The organism is Ktedonobacter sp. SOSP1-52 (genome assembly GCF_016587395.1).
Genome location: NZ_BNJH01000003.1, coordinates 175,291 through 192,313 on the forward strand (window position 1 = coordinate 175,291; position 17,023 = coordinate 192,313).

Consider the following 17,023-nt stretch of genomic DNA (forward strand, 5'->3'; position numbering starts at 1 on the left):
ATTTCTCTGCTTAAAGTTTAATGTAGAGTTTATATGCAATGAATTCTAAGAAATGTCTTAGATTCAATTTATCTAGTTTAGGATCTGATTATAACTACGTACAGTAGGGGTTATCAGGGGCGATTTCTATTGTATTTCTTGTAAGGAGAGTATACCCTAATTACAGAGAAAGAAAGAAATGGCCATAAATGGTATGTACATAGATGCTTGCACTGTGGCTGACTAGAGAGAAAGAGGAGGATAAGCGTGCAATATAACCAGAGCTCTGCCAGCAATAAACCTTCACTTGAGATGACAGATGCTATTCTTGCAGATATGATCCTTGCTGGCGATAGTCAAGCTTTTGAAATAATAGTGCAGCGCTATCATACATCGCTGTTCAACTTTATTTATCACTTCCTGGGCGACTACGACCAGGCATGTGATACCTTGCAGCAAGTATTTGTGCGTTTCTACACATCTTTGCCTCGTCTGGGGACGAGTGAACCCTTCAAACCCTGGCTCTTCCAGGTTGCACGTAACTGCTGCATTGATGAACTCAGGCGCCGGCGCCGCTATGCCATTCAGTTTTCCCAACTTGAGTCCTCGGGCGAGAATGGGGAGAGCGAGACCTCGCTGTTGAGCGAGATTCCCGATACCAATCCTCTGCCCGAAGAGGAGATTGAGCGCCTGGACATGCAGGATATGCTGCAAAGCGCCATTCAGTCTCTGCCTCCCAAATTTCGTTCCGTCGTGCTGCTACGCTACATCTCGCAGCTTAGCTTCTCAGAGATTGGCCAGGCCTTAAGTATGCCGGAGGCGACCGCCAAGACCTACTTCCATCGCGCGAAGAATCTTTTGCGTAAGACCCTGGCGCCACAATTTCAAGCCACTTACGCCAGTTGAGTAACGTCATATATGCATCCGCTTGACCACTCGCGCCTGCAGCGCTCGCGCAGGTCGTAAATGCGAGACACTCTGGCGGGCCAGCGGCCCGCCAGAGTGTCTCGCATTTACGACCTGGGTGTAGGCTCGCCAGAGTGTCTCACGTTTGCTCCTAAGAATCAAAAAAACATGTGCACATGGGGTTTTATGTGCGAAAAAAGAGAATGGCATGAATACTAAGTATGAAGGGGAAGATTGCATGCAGATCCAGTCCGCTATTTTTGATATTGATGGCACACTGGTGGATACCAATGATGCTCACGCACACGCCTGGGTGCGCGCCCTGGCCACCTATGGCTATAATGTTCCGTTTGAGAAGGTGCGCCCATTGATCGGTATGGGGGGTGACAAAGTCTTGCCGGAGGTGGCTGGCATCTCCAAGGAGAGTGAGGAGGGGCAGAAGATCAGCGCGCGACGCAAGCAGATCTTTCTCCAGGAGTATATCCCACATGCGCATGCCTTTCCAGGCGTGGTGGAGTTGCTGACACGCTTGCGTAAGCAGGGACTGCGCCTGGCTGTGGCGACCTCAGCTGAGCAAGACGAACTGCAAAAGCTGCTCGCTGTCATCGATACTCATGCCGGAGATTTCTTTGAGCAGATCTCTTCCTCCAAAGAGGCGCAGCAGTCCAAGCCTGATCCCGATGTAATTCAAGCTACTTTGCAGGGCACTGGCTTTGACCCGGCTCGGACGATCATGTTTGGCGATACCGCCTATGATATTGAGGCGGCGGGGAAAGCTGGTGTGAAGACCATTGCGTTTCGCTGTGGCGGTTGGAGCGACAAAGATTTGCGCGGGGCGCTCGCCATATATGATGATCCGGCTGACCTCTTGCAGCACTACGAGGAGTCTCTCCTGGTAAGGGGTATAGAATAGGGTGATGCGCCCAGGCAGTCGTAGGCTGCCTGGGCGCATCACCCTATTCAACTCATATTATTTCTTACGGAGGCTTAGAATCCGAGGTAGGAGCGGTATTTATTCCACTGGGCTACGAGGCGGTTGCGCATCTCTGAGCCGGGATAAGGGGCGTAGAATAGCGCGACGACGATACCCGCGACGAGGCCGAAGCGGAATAGTGCGCGTGCACGTGCGCGCTTGTGCTGGTAGTGTTTATACTGGCCCTGCACAGAGTCTTTGAAGTCTGCCGCGTTGCTGGCTGCGTGGCTCCAGGTATCTCCAGCCTGCTTCGACCCTTTACTAATCAGGTCAACGGTTTTGGAGATCTTAGGGGCGGCTACGCTCCGGTACGACTTGTTAAGGTTCTTCTGGGCTTTCTTCAGATTCTTCTGCGCCAGCTTGGTGTTGTGCGCGAAGACATCCTGAGCATTCTCAAGACCGCTGCTCAGAGCGTCCTGGGCGGTTTCGATGCTCGATGTAAGCACATCCTGTGCCTTCTCCCAGCGGGGCTTAACTTCATGTTTCATAGTCTTCTTGGCGTTTTTGCGCGCCTTCTTCAGGTTCTTCTGTGCCTGCTGCTGGTTGAGTTTCATCAACCCTTGCGCCAGGCCGATGCCCGCGATGAGCGCAGTCTGGGTTTTGTTCAGGCCAAAGCTTACCCGGTCCTGTACATCAGCATACCTGGACTGAGCGACATCTTTTGCCGTTCCATACTGGTTCTGGGCTGAATCCTTCAGATTACTCACGACACCCTTGGCTTTGTTTCCAAGCACCTTCGTCTTATCCTGACTTTTGTTTAAGCCTGTTGCCATCTCTGCTCCCTCCTTTGCTTGTATATCTTTCCGAAGCCTGCTACGTGATTATGCCAGGTATAGCAATGGCGCCTTAATGCAAGGCATACATGCTGCGCCTGTTACGTAAAGGCTTATCCTTTCTCGTTTGAGGCTGGATAATTAGATTAACACACCTCAATTGCTTCTTTACAAAGCTGAGGCGTGTAACCCTTGATCTATTGTTATATAGAGCACGCATGAGATAAGCTACTAGTTTCACCATGCACGGGTAAGAAGAAGTTTCTTTTGTTGGTAGGGTGGGCGAAGCTTTTTTGCTATACTCTTTTAGAAGGTCTATCGATAATTTAAAGGAGTGATATATGGCAATGCAAGATTCTTCTGCCATGATCGCAGGGATGCGCACTGATGCGGTGGTCCCTGGGACACGCATCCCTATTGGGCCGGGGGCGCTCTCCCATTTACGGATGCCCAGCGATGTACACATTAACCCCGATGGGACACGTGTAGCCTTTGTTATTTCTGAATTTGTAGGTGAGGAGGAGCAGCGGCGCAGCCAGATCTGGATGCTGGCGCTCAATGATGTCCAGGCCCGCCCCGTCCCCTTACTACGTGACATAAAGCAGGCGAACAATCCACGCTGGTCCCCTGATGGCAGGTGGCTGGCCTTCGCCGGGGTTGCCGAGGGCGAGCGAGAGAAGTCGCAGCTCTACCTGGTAGATGCGCAGGGTGGGACGCCTCGCCGTGTGTGTACGATGCCGAATGGTATTCTTGATCTGGAGTGGTCCCCTGATGGGAGCTGCCTTGCCTTTACCTCCTTCGAGGGCGAGGAGCAGAAACATGATCCGCTCGTATTGAATCTGGGGCGCCATCGTCGCCTCTGGACTATTTATCCGCAGATCTCTATCCCTCAGCCTATTACTTCGCCAGAGTTGAGTGTGTGGGAGTTTTCCTGGTCCCCTGATAGCAACCAGCTTGCCCTGTATTACTCCACATTGCCAGATGAGAATGGATGGTATGGTGGCCAGGTTGGTGTCGTGACGGCCAATGGTGGCGCGGTACGCCAGTTAACGCTGCTAGATCGACAGGCAAGCAACCTGGTATGGCATCCTGATGGCAAGCGCCTGGCTTATGTCTCGGGTGACTGGAGTGATCGCTGTCATGGCGCAGGCGACCTGTTCCTGCTGTCCATGGATGGGATCAGCGAGGTTCGTAATCTGACGCCGGGCGCGGAATATAGCGTGCACTGGTGCCAATGGTTGGCAGGGGGAGAAGAATTGTTCTTCCTTGCCGTTAAGGACCTGACCTATATTCAGGGTATTTACGCTGTGCAGAGTGGGCAGGTGACTATCCTTGAGGAAGATTTTTCTGTGCAGGGTGGGCGCCTCTCGCTCTCCTCCGATGGTGCCACCTGCATCGCTATTCACTCATCGCAGCAAGCGACCCCTGATGTCTGGGCTGGCAAGGTGCAACGTGAGGAACAGGCTCATATCGCCTGGTGGCGCCTGACCCAGGTAAATGCGGTCTTCGAGGCGACCTATGCCCTGGCTAAGAGTGAACGCCTTAGCTATAGCAGCGTCGATGGCTGGCGTATAGACGCGCTCTTTACCCATCCCCTGGTGCGGAAATTTGAGGGAGACCCGCCCTTGATGGTACTGGTGCATGGCGGCCCCTCGGGCATGTGGCTCGACGACGCCTCGCTCTTCTGGACACAGCTCTTCGCCTCCGCGGGCTATGCCGTGTTTCGTCCCAATGTGCGCGGTAGCTGGGGCCGAGGCGTGAACTTTGCTGATGCCGTCGTAGGCGATATGGGCGGCAAAGATTTTCAGGATATCATGTATGGTGTTGAGTACCTGATTACTGAGGGCATGATTGATCCGAGCCGGATTGGTGTTGCCGGGTGGAGTTATGGCGGCTTTATGACGGCCTGGGCCGTAACACAGACCAACCGCTTCCGTGTAGCGATTATGGGTGCCGGTATTACCGATTGGCATAGCTTCCATGCCGAGTCGAAACTCTCTGACTGGGATCGCCACTTCCTGGGAGCCGATATGCTCGATCAGCCGGAGGTCTACCGTGAGCGCTCCCCGCTGACCTACGCGGGAAAGATTACGACCCCAACGCTGATCTTACATGGCGAAAAAGATACGGTCTGCCCAGTGAGCCAGGCCCACGCCTTCTATCGCGCACTGATGGATGGTGGCGTGCCTGTCGAGGCCGCGATCTATCCGGGCGAGGGGCATGGTGTACGCAGTCGCTCCCACACACGCGATATCGAGGAACGGATTGTGCGCTGGCTAGAGACCTACCTCTAGCAAAGGGACGCTCTCCGAGCGAGCGTGAGCCAAAATAATGTACACTTAAATGGTACGGTTGGTAATCAGTGTGCATGTTGTTTTTGGACTCCTAGTAGGTGGTATGCCCTGACAGCCTGCAGGCTGTCAGGGCATACCACCTACCAGGAGCGAGCGCCGCAGGCACAAGTGTGAAAGGATGCAGTGCTATGAGTGCAGAGCCGGGCGAGGCGAAACCTATTTTTCTGCCCCTCTTCGAGGAGTTGCGCGGGCAAAAAGTGGTAATTCGCCCCTTTCGGGAAAGCGATGTGGCTCCCTATTATGAGGCCATTGAAGAGTCACGGGAGCATCTGGGTCCCTGGCTCCCTATCGCAAACTTTTATCATTGTGAGGCCGATGTGCTTCCCTGGATTCGTCGTGGCATGGCCGACTGGTTCTTGCGCGAGGATTTAAAGCTGCACATGTGGGATGCGCAGACGGAGCGCTTTCTGGGCGGATGTGGCATGCACCCACGCGATTGGCGTATCAAGAGTTTTGAGATCGGTTACTGGTTGCGGGCCAGCGCAACTGGAAAAGGATATATGACCGAGGCGGTGCGCTTGATGGTCGACTATCTCTTTGATGTGCTCCAGGCGCAACGCATTATGATTCGTTGTGAGGAGCAGAATCATCGGAGCGCCGCAGTCCCCAGGCGCCTGGGTTTCGTCTATGAAGGAACAATGCGCCATGTGATTCCTGGTGCTGATGGCACCCTGCGCAATGCGATGATATTTTCGCTCATTCCCTCTGATCGCCAGTAGCGAGTACCTTTTCTTATAGCGAAGCAGGGACATGGTGGTTGAACGCAACCTGGAAAGGAGAGGCCCGTGTTCATTGAACACCCGACTTCACTTCCATTGCTGGACGAATTGCGTGGCGAACGTGTGCTGGTACGCCCATATCGCAGCGTAGACGCAGAGGCGCTCTACGCTGCGGTTGAAGAATCACGTGAACATGTGGGGCGCTGGCTTGCCTGGCCGCAGAGCTATAGTTCTGTGCATGATGCGCATCTCTCAATTGCGCGCTGGAAGATGCGTCATTTTCTGCGCGAAGATTTTACCTGTTGTATTTATGCCCTGGACGGCACTGAGCATGGAGGCCAGTTTGTGGGGAGCTGTTCCCTGCGCCCGGTTGAATGGAGCATCGGCTACTTTGCGCTTGGGTACTGGGTGCGAGCCAGCGCCAGTGGCAGGGGATATGTGACTGAGGCGGCGCGTCTCCTCATTGCCTGGGCCTTTCAGCAGTACCAGGCGCAGCGCGTGGAGATTACCTGCGATGAGCGAAATCTTGCCAGCGCCGCGGTTGCGCGTCGCCTGGGTTTTGTGCAAGAGGCGTGCCTGCGCAACTCTCGGCCCACCATGACGGGTCAACCGCGCAATACGCTGGTCTTCTCGCTCTTGCGCGATGAGCACAACGCCGAATAAGCGCTGCGGCCCAGGGTTTGGCGTGCTAATCGTTGTGGTGTCTTGCCTGGACTGAGTGGGTCTGGGCAAGATGCGCTGGCTCCTGCTGAGCGAGATGCCAGCAGTCACGCGCAATCTCCCAGTCTTCTTCGGTATGCACGACCAGGACGCGTACCGCCGAGTCGAAACTGGCGATATCTGTATCAACGGGGGAGGCATTGTTTTTCTGCTGATCGAGCTTGAGATACAGATAGGGGAAACCCGCGCAGGCGCGTGCGCGTATCTCCGCCGAGTTCTCTCCCACGCCACCGGTAAAGAGCAGGGCATCTAGTCCTCCCAGGACCGCGACCATGGCCCCGATAAAGTAGCGCAGGCGATACACATAGATATCCATGGCCAGTTGTGCACGCTCGTTGTGTTGGCCCTCCTCCATGATCTGGCGCACGTCGCCAGAAATGCCCGATATGCCGCGCAGGCCTGATTGTTTGTTGAGCAGGGTTTCCAGGCGATCCGTGTCATAGCCATGCTCGCGCTGGAGATAGAAGAGGATGCTGGCATCAATGGTTCCCGAGCGCGTCCCCATCATCAGACCCTCCAGAGGCGTAAAGCCCATCGTCGTCTCGATACTCTTGCCATCCTGGATCGCTGCCAGCGAGCAGCCATTGCCTAGGTGACAGGAGACAAGGCGTAGTGACTGGGCATCGCGCTGGAGGAGCTCGCCCGCGCGCCGCGAACAGTATTGATGGCTGATGCCATGAAAGCCGTAGCGCCGTATTCCCTGCTCATAGAGAGCATAGGGGAGTGGATAGATTGCGCTGTGAGGCGGAAGGCTGCTATGGAAGGCGGTATCAAAGCAGGCGACCTGAGGTACATCTCCCATGAGCTCTTCAATAGCCTGTATTCCCTCGAGATTGACCGGGTTATGGAGTGGGGCAAAGCTCTTTAGCCGATCGATAGTCTGCTTGACCTCGGGGGTGATCCAGACGCTTTTTTGATAATGAGGGCCGCCATGTACAACGCGATGACCCACGAGTGTAATCTCAGCTGGCGAATCAATGACGCGTGCCTCCCCTTGCCACAGCGTCTGGAGCAGTTGTTTGACGACCTGGCCATGTGATCCAGGCTCCAGCTCCGAGGTGTGCTCTTTGCCAGTGCTCGTCTTAATTTTTAGCTCGACCTGGCCTTTCTCCTTCGTCCAATCGGCATGCGCCTGCCACAGTGGACGGGGTGCCTCGTCAGGCAAGGCGCTATCCACCTCATAGAGGCAGCTCTTCTGGCTGCTGGAACCCGCATTCATTACCAGGATTTTCATGGCCAATTTACTCCTTGGTCTTCTCAACATATGCCCAGTAGGTTATGTCTTGTGGCAGTGTTCTCAGCACCGCAGGTGCTGAGAACACTGCCACAAGACCTATTATTATTTATAGCACGTTGAAGTGGTGTATCGGGATGTTGAAAAATATCTGTACGTTACGCATTTACAATCTATAGAGAAGTAAAAATCCTATAAGGCATGTAATGCTATGTGTGTATATGCAGGTGAGCAAACGTGTGAATCATGACCAGGCTTGCTGATCGCATATTTTCCATGGATGTGGTTGGGTAAAGACATGCTACAATCGGAACGCCCATTTGTTGAAGCGCGAGGAAAGAGGGCGCGGGCCACGACGCAACGGCGTCACAAGCGACTTTCTCCAGTCTTCATTTGCATGATCAGTGTGACGCTGCTGGTCATCGTGGGAATCATTTATAGCTCTGCCGAGGCATTAAACGAAGAGTTCTTTCACTTGCCTGTATCCCAGGAAGAGGGGCTGACGCAGCCATTTCTGCCAGTTACGCAAGAGCGCGTCATTGATGGCTACCATGTCTCGCTGTTGAAAGCCTATGCCGATGTCAACCAGGTCGTGGTGCTCTACCGTGTAGCGGATGCGAAGGGGAATCCCGTGGCGGCGCAGGATCTGCTGCCTACATTGAGCGCTGCCGGGCAAGAGAAACTCCCCTGGCTCTCCCACGCCGAGGAGGAATGCAAGGACCTGTTGGCCGGGCGGAGCGCATTTATTTTTGACGCAACGCGCCTGCCCGTGACTGGTGGGGTGCTGCAATTTCACCTGCAAATCAAGCATGTTCCACCTCCGACTTCTTTAGTGCAAGTCGACGATGCCTTAACGGTTCCAGTCCCGGCTGCGGACTTTGATTTTGCCCTTCCTGTGCATGAAGGGCAATCGTTACAGGTCAATAAAAGCTTCACGCGTGATGGCGAGACCCTGACCTTGACGCATTTGCTGTTGACGGAGACAGGAGCGCGCCTCTTCCTTAAACTCTCTTCAGCCCGCCCGGGACAGAGGATGCAGCTTGCGGAGAAGGGGGTGCAGGTTCAGGTAGATACGAGATACTTTGATGGCTTTCCATCTATGGCGAGTGGAAGTCCCGGCGAGACCTCCTACCTGGTAGAGGATATTTCACGGAATAAGCCGGGTCTCTGGGTGTTGATGGCACGCCCTCGCTTTCCTCATAGCGAGGATGTCATTCCCTTGAGCCCTACCTGGCGGATCTCCTTTGAGATGCAGTATCTCTGAGGAAGACGCTACAAAGCAGGTGCCAGCGTGCTTCTACGCTGGCACCTGCTTTGTGTCTGGAGACATGTGTTGCGTATTTTTAGGGCTAGGGTTGCTGAGGATTTTGCGGGTAGGGTGGATATTGCCCCTCTAGCTGCTGTGGATACTGTGGAGCTGATTGTTGTGGATATTGTCCCTCTGGCTGCTGTGGATACTGCGGAGTTGGCGCTCCATACTGCTCACCCTGGGGATACTGTGGGTATTGAGGGTACTGCCCTGATGTCTGCTGCGGTGGATAGCCAGCAGGAGGATACTGCCCTGATGTCTGCTGCGGTGGATAGCCAGCAGGAGGATATTGTCCTGGCTGCATGTGTGGATGGACTGCGGTACGTGGTATCAGTGGAAGCGCGCCACCAGCGATAACCGCGAGCATACCAACGATAAAGATCCAGCCACCAGTCAGGAGACTGGCCGAGATATCGATTGAGAGAAATGCATCCATCAGGCTACTCAGACCTCCCAGGCTGTTTTTGAAGGCATCGATGAAGGTATTGACACCAGAGGTAACAAGGCCTGGAATGAGAAACTGGAAGAGCAGGCCGATGACACCCAGCCCGATAAGGAGGTATTGGCCCCAGCGTATCTGCGTCTCGGCATTCACTCTCGCTATACCGAAGGGGTTCTGACTACGATAGATAAGGAGCGCGACCACAAGTAGGATCAGGGCGATGAGCAAGACGTTGATCCAGACGCCACCATTGATGCCCGTAAGGATAGCTCCGTGTAAATCAGTGCCGCTTGATGTCGTCTGCTGAGGGGAGGTAGACGAAGATCGCGCGCCGATATTTGCCTGTAGGTGGACGAAGGGAATAAACAGGAAGGCGATGAGTGCCAGGAGCGCACCCCCGGCCGCGATGAGATATGAGCGATTCGCGGGTTGCGTTAAGTTTTGCATATGATGATATACCTCTTCTTTAAGACAGCGCTACGCACCGTGTTCTCTGCCATACAACCTTGCGGAACATGCGTTCTCTGCCTCTATACCAAGTTGCTAACGGTAGTCCGCCGGAGGCTGTTGCCCAGGATTTTGAGGAGAAGCATAGGGATCGGGTTGTGGGGCGGGTGGATAGCTATACCCACTGCCTGGTTGCTGAGGAGCGGAGGGCGTCTGTGGTGGATAGCTATACCCACTGCCCGGTTGCTGAGGAGCGGAGGGCGTCTGTGGTGGATATGGATTGGTCCCTTGCGGAGGGTAAGCAGGAGGATAGCCAGGCTGTCCCTGGTAGGGATTAGGCGCTGAACCAGGCTGGGGCGAGAGCGACTGAAGCAGTCTGGGATTGCGCTGCAAGATCTCTATACCCGCTCCAACAATAACGGCTAACATGCCTAGCAAAAAGAGCCAGGCTCCAATGTTATAGGATGCGCTGCTATCGGTAATACTGGTCAGCAGGCTATTAACACTTGATGAAGAAGACGAACTATCGATGCTATTGAGTGCATTGAAGATCGAAGGATTACTCTTGATACTGGAACCAAGATTACTGACCACGATGAACTGAATAATGAGTGCCAGTACGCCCGCGCCCGCCAGCCCATAGAGACCCCACTGTGTCTGCGTCTCGACTGGTGTCTGCCCACCAAAGGGACGAGAGCGATAGATAAGCAAGCAGGAAACGATTAAAGCTCCCAGGGCTAGAATGGCACAGAGCCAGATCGCGGCAGCTTGCTGACTGATAAATGTCGCGTTCAGGGGGAAAGCGAAGGCCAGCGAGACGACTGACGCGTTAATGCGGATATTCCAGGTCACAAACGGGAAGAGCAAGAATGAGAGCAACGCGATTAGCGCGCCGATTGCGGAGACAAGAAAATAGCGATTTTTTCGCTCTTTGAGAGCATCCATGAATGCAAGACCTCCAAACTGTCAAATTCAATTGGCGTTGGATGATATTCTACAAAGATTGTGTAAGGGAGATGTGGATGGAAAACATCTCCAGATGATGAGTTCTGCTTGGAAGCGCGTATCCTCCTTGATGGCATTTGTTGGATAAGGATTTATGCTTTTGGTGCAATAAATGCTTTATCGTCACGCTTCTCGATTATAACTTACTAATAGGCAAATATCAATGAACTGCATCACTATTTGCGGGAAAGAAGGGATGTGATGGCGGTCTGGCAGCGCCAGACCGCCATCACTGCCGTCATTACATTTCTTAAGAGGCGCGGGAGAGCAGGAGATCTTGAACGGAGGGGAGGGCGGTGATGGCGTGTAGCTCGTGGGCTAGAGAGACGACCTCGCCGATGATCGTGAGTGCCGGAGAGGTAATGTCCTGCTCAAGGGCCTGAAGGGCGATAGACTCCAGGGTGGCAACCAGGACGCGCTGACGTGAAGTCGTGCCCTCCTGGATGATGGCGGCGGGCGTCTGGGGATTCATCCCGGCCTCTAACATCTGCTGGGTAAAGCGTGGCAGGGCGCGTACCCCCATCAGGACGACGATGGTGCCTCCTAGCTTCGCCAACGCCTCCCAGTTGATAGCAGGGGCTTCATCTCCACCACGGGCTTCATGACCAGTCACAATGGTCAGGGAGGAGGCATAGTCGCGGTGCGTCACTGGAATACCTGCCGCGGCTGGCACGGCGATGGCGGAGGTAATACCGGGGATGACCTCGAAAGGGATGCCGGCCTCTCGAAGCGCCAGGGCCTCTTCGCCGCCACGTCCAAAGACGTAAGGATCACCACCTTTAAGTCGTGCCACGATCTTGCCTTCGCGAGCATGCTTAATGAGCAATGCGTTGATTTCATGCTGCTTGAGGGTGTGGTGCTGTGGTTGTTTGCCCACGAAGATGCGCAGGGCCGAGGGATGAGCCTCTTCCAGGAGTTCAGGTGCGACGAGGCGATCATACAGTATTACCTCCGCTGCGTGTAGACAGCGCAGGCCTTTGACTGTAATCAACTCCGGGTCGCCTGGACCTGCCCCGATTAAGAAGACGTGACCGATGTCTGATTGGACCATGCTTCATTCCCTCCTTCTTGTAATGCCTGGAAGAGTGTCTCTATTGTCGTTGTGATGCCATATGGCTGGAGTAGCGCGACGGTGATGCTCAAGGCCTCGCTCTGTTCGCCCTTCTCCAGGTGCTGGAGAATAGGTGAGCCATAGAAGGCGCCAAAGAAGTCATCGCGCTGGTCATAGCTCACGCCCTGTGCACGCAGGAGTGTGCGCGCCACGGTTGCCAATTGCAGATAGAGCTCATAGGCTGAGGGAAAGAGCTGTTCCAGGTGCTGGCGGATGCGTTTAGAGAGACTTGGGCTGGCTCCCTCCGTCGAGACGCTAATGGTGAGTTGACCGCGTCGCAAGATCGAGGGGAGAATAAAGTTGCAGCGTGCGGGCACGTCCACGATGTTGAGCAATTGCCCGTGTGCCGTGGCCTCCTGCCAGAGAGCTTCGATTAAGTCCTGGTCGTTTGTCGCCGCGACCACTACAAAGAAGCCTGCCAGGTCGCCTGCCTGGAAGTCTCTGGCCTGGAAGGTGACCTGAGCTGGATAGTGTTGGGCCAGGACCTGCATTTCTGGGCAGATGTCTGCGCTGAGAATGGTAACCTGGGCACCACAGGCAAGAAGCGAGGTGGCTTTCTCAGTCGCGATGCGGTCGCCGCCGATGACGAGGACTGGACGCTGGCGAACATTGAGCATAATGGGGTAGTAACCGGGCATGAACGCTCCTGTGGTCAAAATAGGGTTACGGTTGACTGCTAGCTCTCTCGCCCGGGGAGCGCCTTTGCGACCGAGCGAGAAGGGGCACGATTGTTAGCGTTAACGCGGAAGCGAGGGCGAGGCCACGGAGGCCACGCGCTCACGTAGCTGCTCTACTCCGATGCGATGGCAGAAGTCACCAAAGCTTTCCTGGGGCTGGCGCTCCGCTTTCCAGAGCGAGAGCAGGGGCGTGAGTGTCTCCACGATCTTATCAGTGTGAATCGATGTAGCATAGAGTGTGTTGAGACGTGCATTGGGACGATCACCACCGATATACACATTATAAAGGTTTTTTGAGCGGCCGACCAGTCCGATGTCACCCATATAGGGACGCGCACAGCCATTGGGGCAGCCTGTCATACGCACACTGAGTGGCTCTCCATCCAAGCCAAGCTCGCGCAGGGGGATATCAAGCTGTTGCATGACGCCTGGTAGTGCCCGCTCGGCTTCAGCTAACGCCAGGCCGCAGGTGGGCAGGGATGGGCACGCCATGGCGAAGCGATAGGAGCCTACCTTACTGGGATCGGTCTCGATCCCATATGAGCGCAGCTGGTCCTCCAGTGCTTCACGGTCCTCTGCCTGGATATCTGTCAGCAAAATGTTTTGCTGGCCCGTGAGCCGGACGCCTGGCTGGTAGCTGCCGATAACAGCGCGCAGGCCGCTCTTGAGTTGGAGCTGCTCGATATCGCGAATGCGTCCATTCTGGACATGCAGGCCCAGGAACCAGCGTCCATCGGCCTGCTGGTGCCAGCCCAGATGATCTTCAACGTCATGCAGGTGAACGGGGCTGGGTTCGCGAAGCGTGTAGCCCAGGCGCTCCTCAACCTGTTGCTTAAACCAGGCGATGCCGCGCTCCTCAACGACGTATTTCATGCGCGCATGCTTGCGATTCTTGCGGTCGCCATAGTCGCGCTGCACGGTGACAATTGTCTCGATGACTTTCAGGGCCTCCTCCGGTTTGATATCGCAGAGTGGGTTTGCCAGGCGAGGATAGGTCTCAGTCTTGCCGTGAGTCATACCCATGCCGCCGCCGATGACCAGGGTAAAGCCAGCCAGGTCTTCGCCATCCAGGATCGCGATCAGGCCCACATCCTGGGTATAGATATCGACACAGTTGTCGCCGGGGAAGGCGACGGCTATCTTAAACTTGCGTGGCAGATACGTCGGTCCATAGATGGGTTCTACCTCTTCAGATGTAGTGGTAGGTGTCTCAATCTTCTCGCCATCGATCCAGATCTCGTGATAGGCCTGGCTGCGTGGGGCCAGGTGCATCGCGATCTTGTGAGCGATCTCCTGCACCTGCGCCTGGGCGCGACTGCTTGTGGGAGCTGGGCAGGCCATAACGTTGCGGTTAACATCGCCACAGGCCGCGAGGGTGCTCAGCAAAGCCTCATTGATGCTGGCGATGGCTGGCTTCAGGTCACCCTTGAGGATTCCATGCAATTGTAGACCCTGGCGCGTCGTAATGCGGATCGTTCCATTGGCGTATTGATTCGAAATATCGTCATGCGCCAGGTACTGTTCGGCTGTTATTGCGCCCCCTGGGATGCGTGTACGCACCATGAACTGATAGGCCTTCTCGGTGTGAGCCGCCTTGCGCTGCTGACGTGCGTCGCGATCCTCCTGCTGATAAATGCCATGAAATTTGATGAGCTGAATCTGGTCCTCGGAGAAATGTGAGCTCTCACTTGCCAGTTCCTCGGGGAGCTGGCCCCGTAGATGCTGGCTCTCCAGCTTGATATGCTCGACTTTACTACCCTCACCTGGACCAAGATGTTTGAGATCGTTCGCCTGTATTTCGTCCTCGTGGCCTATCGACATAGCTCTTCCCTTCCTGAAAGTGTCCAGCAACCAATAAATACCTGCTTCACAAAGTTGATATATTAGATCAACAAAATAGATTTAGTCTTGTTTACACTATAGGCTCTAACCCCAGGCAATGTCAAGCCCTTCTCTCTGCTTGCGAAGAGAAGATACGTTTTTGCAAAAGCGAATAGGGGTAGGCATGGTTGATGACCATTTTTGATGAGTCTGTACAAAGTTTTCTTATTTTGCTTAATTATCTCTACAATTTATGCGAATTTTAAAAGCAAAAGTTCTTTGCCCTGCAAAGGGAGTTGAATATTTTTCCTTTGTATGTGATACAGCTGCCATGCCGTAGGCATGGCAGCTGTATCACGCCCATTCCTCGCAAAGGAGTGCAATGTATGCTTGAAGATTGCACTAAGCTTCACTGGCTCAAGGCGAAACGGGATGATGAACATCGTGTCCTTGTCATTGAAAACTGCCTGATCCGTTTCAGCTCCACAGAGTATACTTTGCTATGCTCTTTGCTCAAGGGGCAGGTTGTGCCTGATGAAGTATTACTCAGAGCTTTATTCCAAAATGAGCAGAGCTGTACTGAGAACAGGCTCCTTGACAAACATATGAGCAGAATCCGCAGTAAACTCAAGGTGCATAATATCGATATTCATCGAGTCCATCGCTATGGTTACATGTTGCTGCCTACTAACCGTAAAGTGTAGATAGGCAGCACAAAAATTGTTTTGTGCTACTGATAAGTATGTAAAGTATTTAAGCGTTAATTATTTAATTGCGCTCAAAAAACCTAGCACCGCTCTATTAAATTGTTCAACTTGCTCAGCATTAAGAAGGTACCTTGCCCTAGAGATTTCACGTTTTTGTGCGCCTGGAATAGTTTTTTCTAATGAGACAGTGATTGATTATATCTCTGATCTAGCAGAGTCTCCGATAAGAAGAAGCGTTGGGACGTGAATCTCTTTGTACCATTGATGACGAGAGCTAAACGCATTTATACCAACCGAAGGCGGCAGAGGTGGATTAAGGACGGCCTGGAAATTCTTTGCCACAATATTACGCACCCATTGGTAGTTTGCTGAGGATGGCAACATAAGGTCCTGTATTACAAGATCTGTGGCGCGTTGCATGTCATTCTGTTTGACTGCCTCGATAGCGGGAGCAAGACGTTCAAGGATAGCAGGTAGATCAGCCATAGCTTCATCAAATGATTGATGAAGGTTAATTTCTGGAGAGACAAGAATAATAGCGTCAACAGAGTATGCATGTGCATGCACAAAATCTAGAGCCAAACCAGCACCAAGAGCAAGTAGATAAGCGCTCTCTATGTTGAGTGTTTGCAATATTTGAGCGAGATCATCAACAGCTGTATAGGGCTTCTTTGAACTTAGTGATTGTCCATAGCCGCGTTTATCATAGCGAATGACTCGATAATGATGAGCAAATGTAAGAAACTGATAATCCCAGATTCTTTTATCGACCAACCCATTTTCTTGAAGCAGAATCAGTGGTTGACCTTTTCCTGCAACTTCATAGTGTAATTGGCCACCGTCTACCTCGACAAATCCTGTTGAGATAGGTAGCTGATGATCTGTCATGGCCATATTCCTCTCATCTCTAAATGCAGCAAATGTATTTTTCAGACCAGCTCTGCCTGGTCTGGCCCTTTGGAGGATACCTGTCCAATCAATGCGATGCTTGTTGAAGAGGTAGAAGGGTCATCAATAGCCAAAAATGTGCTGGATTGTTTATCTTTCGATGGGAAGAGTAGTACCAGCCCTTTTGAATTACCGTCGTAGCTTTGATATGCATGTGTATGTTCCCAAATTGGGTTACCTAGATACCTGGTTGTTTCCTGGAAGGTTTGTGAGTGAGCGAGTTGCTGGCGAGCAAGGTCAGGAGAAATGCGATTTGTTTGATGCAGGGGTGCAGAGTTTGGATGCGTTGTTTGAGCATGTACACTAGAGCTAAGCGCCGGTACAAGTGGACCCACTCCTATTCCAAGAAGGAGACCGCCAACCATCGCGCTCGTTCTAGTAAAGAATTTTCGTCTCTGAGGGTTCGCGATTGTGGCTGGCACCATGGCTTCACGCATTAACTGAATTGTTTGCCATGTTCTCTGTGGGCCAAGACCATGTAATAATTTGAGGCGAAGACGTAAGCCAGTATAAGCAGCAATATGATCTTGCTCTATCTCTAGTAATGTTGGTTCCCATGTCTAGTGAGGTTTTGCCTGCGCTAGCTGCTTCTGTACCTCTTGATCTGAGAGACTACGAGCGACAAGCCATCCTTCCGCCGCTTTCTCTATCGCCTGGGCTACTGAGTTGCATACTAAACATCCTGCATCAAAGAGAAGGTAACGTTGCATCCTGCAAATCTCCTTGCTTTGTGAGCAAACAATAGTACTAAGTACAATCAAGAAACTATTTTGGCTTCGGAACCGATGGCAGATGGAGTAGAAGGGAATACTTTTTAAGCTTGCTTCTCGGGGGCCACATGTACTACATCTATCTGTATTGAAAGAATAACATGCAAGAAACTTGTAAAGGTGCATAA

16 protein-coding genes are annotated in these 17,023 nt (G+C 53.2%); 7 read left to right on the top strand and 9 right to left on the bottom strand.

What is annotated here, in order from left to right; translation table 11 throughout:
• Positions 1-246 precede the first annotated feature (246 nt).
• Positions 247-885 (top strand): RNA polymerase sigma factor, encoded by a 639-nt coding sequence (locus JMJ16_RS26415; RefSeq protein WP_201370994.1) that lies wholly within the window; start codon positions 247-249, stop codon positions 883-885.
• Positions 886-1,093: 208 nt separating this feature from the next.
• Entirely contained in the window at positions 1,094-1,798 is a 705-nt protein-coding gene (locus JMJ16_RS26420; RefSeq protein WP_201386438.1) for an HAD family hydrolase, read from the top strand.
• A gap of 74 nt (positions 1,799-1,872) precedes the next feature.
• On the opposite strand, the gene JMJ16_RS26425 is transcribed toward JMJ16_RS26420, so the two are convergent.
• Positions 1,873-2,631, bottom strand: coding sequence for a YtxH domain-containing protein (locus tag JMJ16_RS26425; protein WP_201386440.1), 759 nt, complete (start codon positions 2,629-2,631; stop codon positions 1,873-1,875).
• Positions 2,632-2,972: 341 nt separating this feature from the next.
• Between JMJ16_RS26425 and JMJ16_RS26430 the strand changes: the two genes are divergently transcribed.
• The 3 genes from JMJ16_RS26430 (at position 2,973) to JMJ16_RS26440 (ending at position 6,367) form a co-directional block, all read left to right on the top strand.
• Positions 2,973-4,925, top strand: coding sequence for a S9 family peptidase (locus JMJ16_RS26430; protein WP_201386441.1), 1,953 nt, complete (start codon positions 2,973-2,975; stop codon positions 4,923-4,925).
• A gap of 188 nt (positions 4,926-5,113) precedes the next feature.
• On the top strand, positions 5,114-5,704 hold the full coding sequence (locus JMJ16_RS26435; RefSeq protein WP_201370998.1) for a GNAT family N-acetyltransferase: 591 nt from the start codon (positions 5,114-5,116) through the stop codon (positions 5,702-5,704).
• 66 nt (positions 5,705-5,770) lie between these two features.
• Positions 5,771-6,367, top strand: coding sequence for a GNAT family N-acetyltransferase (locus JMJ16_RS26440; RefSeq protein ID WP_201386442.1), 597 nt, complete (start codon positions 5,771-5,773; stop codon positions 6,365-6,367).
• 25 nt (positions 6,368-6,392) lie between these two features.
• Here JMJ16_RS26440 and JMJ16_RS26445 read toward each other — a convergent pair whose 3' ends face one another.
• Positions 6,393-7,658, bottom strand: a complete 1,266-nt coding sequence (locus JMJ16_RS26445) for an acetate/propionate family kinase (protein ID WP_201386443.1) — start codon at positions 7,656-7,658, stop codon at positions 6,393-6,395.
• A gap of 298 nt (positions 7,659-7,956) precedes the next feature.
• On the opposite strand from JMJ16_RS26445, the gene JMJ16_RS26450 reads away from it, so the two are divergent.
• Positions 7,957-8,922, top strand: a complete 966-nt coding sequence (locus tag JMJ16_RS26450; RefSeq protein ID WP_201386444.1) for a hypothetical protein — start codon at positions 7,957-7,959, stop codon at positions 8,920-8,922.
• An 85-nt stretch (positions 8,923-9,007) separates the two neighbouring features.
• Here the strand turns inward: JMJ16_RS26450 and JMJ16_RS26455 are convergent, their stop codons facing one another.
• The 5 genes from JMJ16_RS26455 to JMJ16_RS26475 all read right to left on the bottom strand — a co-directional run bounded on the left by JMJ16_RS26455 (position 9,008) and on the right by JMJ16_RS26475 (position 14,470).
• Positions 9,008-9,856 carry a hypothetical protein gene (locus JMJ16_RS26455; RefSeq protein ID WP_201386445.1) on the bottom strand — a complete coding sequence of 283 codons (849 nt, stop codon included), beginning with the start codon at positions 9,854-9,856 and terminating at the stop codon, positions 9,008-9,010.
• A gap of 96 nt (positions 9,857-9,952) precedes the next feature.
• A complete protein-coding gene (locus JMJ16_RS26460) occupies positions 9,953-10,801 on the bottom strand; it encodes a DUF3824 domain-containing protein (RefSeq protein WP_201386447.1) in 849 nt (282 codons plus the stop codon).
• A gap of 310 nt (positions 10,802-11,111) precedes the next feature.
• Positions 11,112-11,912 (bottom strand): uroporphyrinogen-III C-methyltransferase, encoded by an 801-nt coding sequence (gene cobA, locus JMJ16_RS26465; RefSeq protein ID WP_201386449.1) that lies wholly within the window; start codon positions 11,910-11,912, stop codon positions 11,112-11,114.
• A complete protein-coding gene (locus JMJ16_RS26470) occupies positions 11,879-12,610 on the bottom strand; it encodes a bifunctional precorrin-2 dehydrogenase/sirohydrochlorin ferrochelatase (RefSeq protein ID WP_201386450.1) in 732 nt (243 codons plus the stop codon). Before JMJ16_RS26470 ends, cobA begins: the two co-directional genes overlap by 34 nt.
• 99 nt (positions 12,611-12,709) lie before the next feature.
• Entirely contained in the window at positions 12,710-14,470 is a 1,761-nt protein-coding gene (locus JMJ16_RS26475) for an NADPH-dependent assimilatory sulfite reductase hemoprotein subunit (protein WP_201386451.1), read from the bottom strand.
• 386 nt (positions 14,471-14,856) lie between these two features.
• Between JMJ16_RS26475 and JMJ16_RS26480 the strand changes: the two genes are divergently transcribed.
• Positions 14,857-15,174, top strand: a complete 318-nt coding sequence (locus JMJ16_RS26480; RefSeq protein WP_201386452.1) for a helix-turn-helix domain-containing protein — start codon at positions 14,857-14,859, stop codon at positions 15,172-15,174.
• A 198-nt stretch (positions 15,175-15,372) separates the two neighbouring features.
• Here the strand turns inward: JMJ16_RS26480 and JMJ16_RS26485 are convergent, their stop codons facing one another.
• Together JMJ16_RS26485 and JMJ16_RS26490 are read right to left on the bottom strand one after the other, a co-directional pair.
• A complete protein-coding gene (locus tag JMJ16_RS26485; protein ID WP_201386453.1) occupies positions 15,373-16,065 on the bottom strand; it encodes an alpha/beta fold hydrolase in 693 nt (230 codons plus the stop codon).
• Positions 16,066-16,685: 620 nt separating this feature from the next.
• On the bottom strand, positions 16,686-16,835 hold the full coding sequence (locus JMJ16_RS26490; RefSeq protein WP_201386454.1) for a hypothetical protein: 150 nt from the start codon (positions 16,833-16,835) through the stop codon (positions 16,686-16,688).
• Positions 16,836-17,023: the final 188 nt, after the last annotated feature.